This is a genomic window from Streptomyces sp. 150FB (assembly GCF_000818195.1).
Classification (GTDB): domain Bacteria; phylum Actinomycetota; class Actinomycetes; order Streptomycetales; family Streptomycetaceae; genus Streptomyces.
In genome coordinates, this window is record NZ_JTHL01000001.1 from 4,824,422 (window position 1) to 4,830,542 (window position 6,121).

Annotated in this window: 8 protein-coding genes and 1 pseudogene; 6 read left to right on the top strand and 3 right to left on the bottom strand. The window is 72.3% G+C overall.

The annotated features are described in order from the left end of the window. Nucleotides 1-282 precede the first annotated feature (282 nt). The 4 genes and pseudogenes from QR77_RS20650 to QR77_RS20660 all read left to right on the top strand — a co-directional run. Nucleotides 283-942, top strand: a complete 660-nt coding sequence (locus tag QR77_RS20650) for a sigma-70 family RNA polymerase sigma factor (protein WP_040023517.1) — start codon at nucleotides 283-285, stop codon at nucleotides 940-942. Further along, nucleotides 939-1,376, top strand: coding sequence for a hypothetical protein (locus tag QR77_RS20655; protein ID WP_052488929.1), 438 nt, complete (start codon nucleotides 939-941; stop codon nucleotides 1,374-1,376). Before QR77_RS20650 ends, QR77_RS20655 begins: the two co-directional genes overlap by 4 nt. A 31-nt stretch (nucleotides 1,377-1,407) precedes the next feature. Beyond that, nucleotides 1,408-1,560: a hypothetical protein gene (locus QR77_RS46820; protein ID WP_160310937.1), complete on the top strand. Its 153-nt coding sequence runs from the start codon at nucleotides 1,408-1,410 to the stop codon at nucleotides 1,558-1,560. Nucleotides 1,561-1,634: 74 nt separating this feature from the next. Then, a pseudogene (locus QR77_RS20660) lies at nucleotides 1,635-2,264 on the top strand (SDR family NAD(P)-dependent oxidoreductase); the annotation flags it as partial. Nucleotides 2,265-2,332: 68 nt separating this feature from the next. Here the strand turns inward: QR77_RS20660 and QR77_RS20665 are convergent. From QR77_RS20665 to QR77_RS20675, 3 genes are all read right to left on the bottom strand, one after another. Continuing rightward, a complete protein-coding gene (locus tag QR77_RS20665; protein WP_040023518.1) occupies nucleotides 2,333-2,956 on the bottom strand; it encodes a TIGR03086 family metal-binding protein in 624 nt (207 codons plus the stop codon). A 10-nt stretch (nucleotides 2,957-2,966) separates the two neighbouring features. Next, nucleotides 2,967-3,596: a TIGR03086 family metal-binding protein gene (locus QR77_RS20670; RefSeq protein WP_040023519.1), complete on the bottom strand. Its 630-nt coding sequence runs from the start codon at nucleotides 3,594-3,596 to the stop codon at nucleotides 2,967-2,969. A gap of 68 nt (nucleotides 3,597-3,664) precedes the next feature. Next, nucleotides 3,665-4,525, bottom strand: coding sequence for a glycosyltransferase family 2 protein (locus tag QR77_RS20675; protein ID WP_040023520.1), 861 nt, complete (start codon nucleotides 4,523-4,525; stop codon nucleotides 3,665-3,667). A gap of 260 nt (nucleotides 4,526-4,785) precedes the next feature. Between QR77_RS20675 and QR77_RS20680 the strand changes: the two genes are divergently transcribed. Next, nucleotides 4,786-5,487, top strand: coding sequence for a M15 family metallopeptidase (locus QR77_RS20680; RefSeq protein WP_052488930.1), 702 nt, complete (start codon nucleotides 4,786-4,788; stop codon nucleotides 5,485-5,487). Nucleotides 5,488-5,497: 10 nt separating this feature from the next. Next, nucleotides 5,498-6,004: a metallophosphoesterase gene (locus QR77_RS20685; RefSeq protein WP_040023522.1), complete on the top strand. Its 507-nt coding sequence runs from the start codon at nucleotides 5,498-5,500 to the stop codon at nucleotides 6,002-6,004. Nucleotides 6,005-6,121 lie beyond the last annotated feature (117 nt).

The window sequence follows — 6,121 nt, forward strand, 5'->3', positions numbered from 1 at the left end:
AGCCTGTGCCCGCCCCCGTCCCCGCGAAGCCCGCGCCCGTGAGGCCTGTGCCTGGGCCGCTCGCGGCGAAGCCCGCGCCTGCCCCGGTTCCGGCGAAGCCCGCGCAGGTCAAGCCCGTCCCCTCCAGCGCCCCGGCCCCCGTGCGGCCCGTTCCCTCCGTCGCCCCGGTTCCGGCCCCGGCGCCCGCCCCCGCCTCGAAGTAACCAGTACCGGAGGTCGGGTCCGCCGGGGTTGATCGTCCGGCGGGCCCGTCTCTCCGCCCCCCTCCCGTCCAGGAGACCCATGAGGACAGCGACGACGTACCTGGCCGTCCCGGCCCTGACCGGCTTGGACGGTGGCGGCGGCCTGCTGCGCCGTGCCTGGGATCTGCTGCTGCGCGGGGTCGGGGGACCGCCGCTGGCGTCGTACAGCCGTACGGGTGAGACCCCGGCCGCCCCGGTCGTCTCCCCGCAGCACGGCACCGGCATCGACGAGCTGTACCACCACCGCCGGCTGCAACTGGTCCGCCTCGCGCTGCTCCTCGTCGACGACCTGCCCACGGCCGAGGACGTCGTCCAGGACGCGTTCGCCGCGCTCTACCGTCGGCACGGCGACCGCCTGACCGGGCTCGACGACCCGGAGGCGTACATCCGTACGAGCGTGGTGAACGGCGCGCGCTCCGTCCTGCGCCGGCGCAGAACCGTACGCGCCCACGTACCCGAACGAGAGGGCCACGCGCCGCCGCCCGAGGAGTCCGTACTGCTGCGCGAGGAGCATCAGGAAGTGCTCGTCGCCCTCCGGCGCCTGACGCGGCGCCAGCGTGAGGTGCTGGTCCTGCGGTACTGGTCGAACCTCAGCGAGGCGCAGATCGCCGACACGCTGCGGCTGTCCCGGGGCGCGGTCAAGTCCACGGCCAGCCGGGCCCTCGCCGCCCTGGGCAGAAAGCTGGAGGCGTCCCGATGAGCCGCACGAGCCGCACGAACCGTGCCAGAAGTACGAACGCCTCGCACGACCTGCTCGAACATCGCCTGCGCGCCGCACTCGACGCCCGCGTCCGTACCGTCGAACTCGACGATCTGCGACGCGCTTCCCCGCCGTCCCTCCGGGTCCGTACGGTGCGCTTCCCCACCCGTGCCGCCACGCTGGCGCTCGTCGGTCTCGCCGCGGTGCTGGCCTGTGTCCTGCTCGTTCCGTGGGAGGGGCGGCAGGCGGAGCCCGTACGCCCCGCGCACCCCTCGGTCACGCACAGCCCCCGGCCTCCCACCCGGCCGGCGCGCCCGTCCCCGCACCCCGAGCCGTCCGGCCCGCTCGGGGCGCCACCCGCCGTCCCCGCCTCCCCGCCCTCCTCGGCCGCGTCCGTCAACTCGCCGGTCGAGCCCGTCCCCAGGCCCGGCTGAGACGCTGCTCCGGGCTGGTTACGCTGCCGCCATGACCAGGGGGGAGGGCGCCGAGGTCCTCGCCGAGCGCGCACGGGTCGAAGTGGACCGGAGGCCAGCCGACCCCGCCACGCGGGACGGGCGAAGGACGGCGCTCACCCTGCGGCAGAGGTCACGCGATCTGGACCGTTCCATGGCGCGCTGAGGACCCTCGGTCCCAGGCTCAAGGAGCAACCGTTCTTGCGTGAGAGCGCGCTCCAAGTCGTAGCGTCCGGCGACATGACGTACACGACCACACCCCAGCAGAGGATCGGATCCGGCTTCGGCGCCCGGAGCACCACGGACGACGTTCTGCACGGCACCGACCTGAGCGGCAAGCTCGCCGTCGTCACCGGTGGCTACGTGGGCCTCGGGCTGGAGACCACCCGCGCTTTCGCTCGCGCAGGGGCGCATGTCGTCGTCCCGGCCCGACGCAGGGAGGTCGCCGAAATGGCGGTCGGTGGGATCGGCGGGGTCGAGGTGGACGACATGGACCTCGCCGACCTGGAGAGCGTCCGGGACTTCGCCGACCGGTTCCTCGCCTCGGGCCGGGACATCGACATCGTCGTCAACAACGCCGGGATCATGGCCTGCCCCGAGACCAGGGTCGGTCCGGCGGACTGGGAGGCGCAGTTCGCCACCAACCATCTGGGCCACTTCGCGCTCGTCAACCGCCTCTGGGCGCCGATCGCACGCGGCGGAGCCCGGGTGGTCTCCGTGTCGTCCCGGGGACACCACCTGTCGGAGATCCGATGGGACGACCCGCATTTCCGGCGCGGTCCGTACGACAAGTGGGCGGCGTACGGCCAGGCGAAGACCGCGAACGTGCTGTTCGCCGTCCATCTGGACGCGCCGGGCCGGGAGTCCGGTTGACGGGGGTCGACGCGTTCCGGGCCGTGTCCGGGTAGTCGGTCCGGGTACCGTCCGAGCGCGTGCCGCTAGTTGGGCCAGTTCGGGGAGCGGCCCAGCATGGCGAGGATCCGGTCGAGCGTCGTACGGTCCGCGTCCGCATCCGCATCCGCGTCCGTGCCCGTGCCCGTGTCCAGGCCGGGCCGGAACGCGGAGCCCGCGCGCAGCCGGTTCTCGTCGTCGGGCACCCGCTCGGCGATCGCCAGCACCGTGTCGAGGAGGTCGTCGTCGAAGTCCGCCCTGACACCGATCGCGCGGGCGACGTCCCACCCGTGCACCACGTAGTCGAGGACGTGGAAGGAGATGGCCTGGCGAGCGGGGAACGGCTGGTCGTCACGGATCTCCGGCAGCCAGAACCCCTGCTCCAGCGTCCCGTCAGCGGCGAAAGCGGCGTTGACGGCCTCCACCGAAGCGGCGAAGGTGCCCACCGGGTCATCGCCGACCGGACGGTCGGCCCATACGCTCAGGTCGCGGCTCTCCCCCCGGGCCGCCGCCGCGAAACCGTAGTTCTGGGCGACCATGTGTGCGAGCAACTGACCGAGCGTCCACTCGCCGCAGGGAGTCGGGGCTTCGAGCTGGTCCACAGTGACATGACTGACGATCGATTGCGTTGTTTTCAGGGCTCGTTGATCGAACTCACGTATGTCCACCATGCCCCCGACCCTAGCCACCGGCCCGGGGGCCCGGTACGGGTGTCCTGCCCATTCGGTGCAGCAGGCGCGTCTGTGCCGACGCCTCGTGAGCGAGTACGCCCTCGGGAGCGGCGAAGAACCGGTGAGTCGTTTCGGCAGCGGTGGGCGTTTCCGGCAAGCCGGCGTAGATGTCGTCGAGATGCTCGCAGATCCAGTCCACGAGGTCGCCGTTGAGAGCGTCGTCCGCTCCGACGGCCTGGGCGAGATCCCAGGTGTGGACCGTACTGTCCGTGATCCGTACGGCAAGTGCCTGCCGGCCGGTCACCGGCCCCAGGGGATAGTCCAGCATCCGCCGCATGGCACCCGCCTGGCCGAACGCTCCGGCGCACTCCCGAACGGACCGCGCGTACGCGCCGACCGGATCCGTACCCAGCGCGTCCGCGTCCCGCATCCGTACGAAATCCGCGGCGCCGCCGCTGTCCAGCAGGCGCACGTAACTGAGGTTGCCCCGCGTCATGTGATTGACCAGTTGCCGCACGTTCCACTCGCCGCAAGGAGTGGGCCAGGACCACTGCTCGGGTCGTACCGCGCGCAGCTTGCGTTCGAACTCGGCGCTGGAGGCGAGAAACCGGTCGATGAGTCCTTCAAGAGCGTTGACCACGCGCCCAGCATGCTCGCCCCGGGCGGCCAGGACCGGCGGGAATCGGACCTGGAGAGGGGCGGGCGGGGCTAGATGACCGGCGGCCGGCCGAGCTGAGTCATGCGTCCGACGGTCCGCCACCGCATGGGCCGACGCGACCCGCACGCCGTCCGTACGCCTTCGAAGAAGCCCCCGAACCACGCGCGCAGCCCGCTCGCCGAATGCGTACGGGCCACGGTCAGCAGGATCCAGGTGCCGAGGTAGATCGGTACGAGGAGGGCGGGCAGGTGCCGGCGGGCCAGCCATACGCGGTTGCGCGCGGTCATCCGGTAGAACTCGGCGTGCCTGGCCGGCGAGGTACGCGGGTGCTGGAGGACCAGCTTCGGTTCGTACTGGATCTTCCATCCGGCGTCCAGGGCGCGCCAGGCGAGGTCCGTCTCCTCATGGGTGAAGAAGAACTCGTCGGGCCAGCCGCCGGTCTCCTCCAGCATCGGCATGGACAGCGCGTGACCGCCGCCGAGGAAGGTGGTCACCTCGCCGCCGCGCATCGGGTCGTCCACCCGCAGGCGCGGTACGTGGCGCCGCTGGGTGAAGCCCGTCTCGTCGGCGATACGGAAGCTGACGATCCCGAGCTTGGGGTCGGCCTCGTACAGATCGGCGACGCGCGTGATCACGTCGGCCTCGATGAGCAGGCCGTCGTCGTCCAGGTCCACGAGTACGTCGACGTCACCGGCCTCGCGGAGCTTGCGCATCGCGACATTGCGCCCGCCCGAGACGCCGAGGTTCGTGTCCAGCTCGACCCCGATGACGCCTTCCGGCAGCTCGGGCAGCGGCGCGCCGTTGCCGATGACGACGATCCGGCGCGCGGGCTCCCGCTGCTTGGCCACGGAGTCCAGCAGGGCCCGCAGCTCGACAGGCCGGGTCCCCATGGTCAGTACAGCCACACCCACACGCGGTCGCGTCACTTCCAGATCACTCCAGCACTCGATGGTTCAGGCGCGCGGCACTCGGCACTCCGTGCTGGGCACGCGGCACGCGGAAACTGGCGGCAGTGAATCAATCGTATCGGTTTAAGCCATCAGCCGGTCACTGGAAGGTGCGTCCGTGGACGCCAGAAGTTCACTTTGGCGCGCTGTTTCGGCAGGTACGCGACAATTTCGCCCGGCCGTGTGTCCGTCCGCGCCGCATCGCGTTCGAAGGGAAGTTTTTCATGATCCTGCTCAGTGACCCCCGGGTCGCCGCGCTCCCGGTCCATGAGTGCGGGGAACCGCTCGTCGAGGTCGGGACACTCCCGGGCATACGCCTCGACCCCCGCGAGCGGGACGCCGCCGGTGCGTACGGGCGCGTCAGGCGCGGCGTCGGCGAGCGGCTGTGCCTGGCGGCCCGGCAGTTGCCCGACGGAATCGGGATCGCCGTGGTCGAGGGGCACCGCGAACCGGCGGAGCAGGCACGCCGGTTCGCCCGCTACGAGAACCAACTGCTCGCCTCGGGCTCGGTCGCCCCCGGCGACGCGGCCGAACTCCGCCTGCGGACAAGTGTGTTCGTCTCCCCGGTCGAGGTGGCGCCGCACTGCGCGGGCGCGGCCGTGGATGTGACGCTGGTCGGACCCGACGGGTACGAACTCGACATGGGCGGCGCCGTGAACGGACACCGTACGGGCGACGAGGCGTCCTGCCCGATGGCCGCCGGTGGTCTGTCGGCCACCGCCCGCCGCAACCGGGCGCTGCTCGCCGAAGTGCTGGGCGCCGCGGGGGCCGGGCTGGTGAACTACCCCACCGAGTGGTGGCACTGGTCGTACGGCGACCGCTACTGGGCGCTCATGACCGGCGCCCCCGCCGCCGTCTACGGTCCGGTCGGGGCCGACGACGCGCAGGGGGAGGGGCGGGGGCCGGCAGGGGCGGTTCTTCCCTAAGGTGCGGTGCATGCGGCTGCTGCTGATGTCCGACACCCATCTGCCCAAGCGCGCGAAGCGCCTTCCCGACGAACTGCTCGCCGAGATCCCGCGCGCCGACGTCGTGATCCACGCCGGGGACTGGGTGGACGCGGACACCCTCGACCTGCTGGAGGGGCGGGCGAAGCGGCTGATCGGGGTCTACGGCAACAACGACGGGCCCGAACTGCGCGCCCGGCTGCCCGAAGTGGCGTACGCCGAGCTGAACGGGGTGCGCTTCGGCGTCGTGCACGAGACCGGCCCGGCGCAGGGGCGCGAGGGGCGCTGCGCCGGGCGGTTCCCCGACCTCGACGTGCTGGTGTTCGGGCACAGCCACATCCCGTGGGACTCGGTGGCCGGGGACGGGCGGCTGCGCCTGCTCAACCCCGGCTCGCCGACGGACCGGCGGCGCCAGCCGTACCGTACGTACCTCACCGCCGTCGTCGCGCCCGGCGAGCTGAGGGACGTACGGCTGCACCGACTGGGCGCGACCGGCTGAGCGGCCGCGACCGAGTGGCCGGACCGAGTGGCCGCGACGGAGCGGCCTGACCGGGTGGCCCGGCCGAGTGGCCCGGCCGGGCCAGGGCCCCCGGGCGGTTCAGAGCGCGGCGGTGGC

What these genes read in the sequence shown, in the direction of transcription:
- QR77_RS20665 (WP_040023518.1), bottom strand. Translation starts at nt 2,956, where the DNA reads ATGGTGGACATACGTGAGTTCGATCAACGAGCCCTGAAAACAACGCAA.
- QR77_RS20650 (WP_040023517.1), top strand. Translation starts at nt 283, where the DNA reads ATGAGGACAGCGACGACGTACCTGGCCGTCCCGGCCCTGACCGGCTTG.
- QR77_RS20680 (WP_052488930.1), top strand. Translation starts at nt 4,786, where the DNA reads ATGATCCTGCTCAGTGACCCCCGGGTCGCCGCGCTCCCGGTCCATGAG.
- QR77_RS20685 (WP_040023522.1), top strand. Translation starts at nt 5,498, where the DNA reads ATGCGGCTGCTGCTGATGTCCGACACCCATCTGCCCAAGCGCGCGAAG.
- QR77_RS20655 (WP_052488929.1), top strand. Translation starts at nt 939, where the DNA reads ATGAGCCGCACGAGCCGCACGAACCGTGCCAGAAGTACGAACGCCTCG.
- QR77_RS46820 (WP_160310937.1), top strand. Translation starts at nt 1,408, where the DNA reads ATGACCAGGGGGGAGGGCGCCGAGGTCCTCGCCGAGCGCGCACGGGTC.